General features: G+C 36.5%; 1 protein-coding gene. It reads right to left on the reverse strand.

Features of this window, described 5'->3' with window-relative positions; all coding sequences use genetic code 11:
- Window positions 1–15 precede the first annotated feature (15 nt).
- Window positions 16–767, reverse strand: a 752-nt coding sequence (locus DIU01_RS12735; RefSeq protein WP_290835035.1) for a VWA domain-containing protein, incomplete at its 5' end; no start/stop codon positions are given.

The raw sequence follows: 767 nt of genomic DNA on the forward strand, positions 1-767 counted from the left end.
ACTGTAAACTGAAAACTATTTTATCTTCTTCTTCCTATTCGTTTCGTAATCCTCAAAAATCATTTCACCCAAACCTTTCAATCCGGTGTAAAATGCTTTTCCTTGATTGGCTTCAGTAAATCGATTTACGAATTTCTGCAAATAAGGATCGTTTGCAATCATAAAAGTCGTTATAGGAATGTGTAATTTTCTTGCTTGTGCCGCTTGATTGTAGCATTGTTCGACGATGTATTCGTCAAGACCGTTGGAATTCATATAGTACGTTCCGTCTTTTTCACGAACACAACTGGGTTTTCCGTCGGTAATCATGAAAATTTGCTTGTTGGTATTTCGTTTTCTGCGCAAAATATCCATCGCCAATTGTAATCCGGCAACTGTATTTGTATGATAAGGTCCAACATTTAAATACGGTAAATCTTTAATCGAAATAGACCAAGCATCGTTACCAAAAACCAAAATATCAATGGTATCTTTTGGATAACGAGTTGTAATTAATTCTGCCAAAGCCATGGCGACTTTCTTCGCTGGAGTAATTCGATCTTCGCCATACAAAATCATACTGTGACTGATATCAATCATCAAAACGGTACTCATTTGAGCTTTGAATTGCGCATCTTCAACAACCAAATCATTTTCGGTTAGCTGAAATTCACCAACTCCATTATTGATTTGAGCATTTTTCAAACTCTCGGTCAAGGAGATATTTTCTAAACCATCACCAAAATGATATTCTCGAAATTCACCCGTTTTTTCGTCGCCGTTTCCAC

Origin of the sequence: Flavobacterium sp., assembly GCF_003525665.1 — a bacterium.
Taxonomy (GTDB): Bacteria; Bacteroidota; Bacteroidia; order Flavobacteriales; family Flavobacteriaceae; genus Flavobacterium.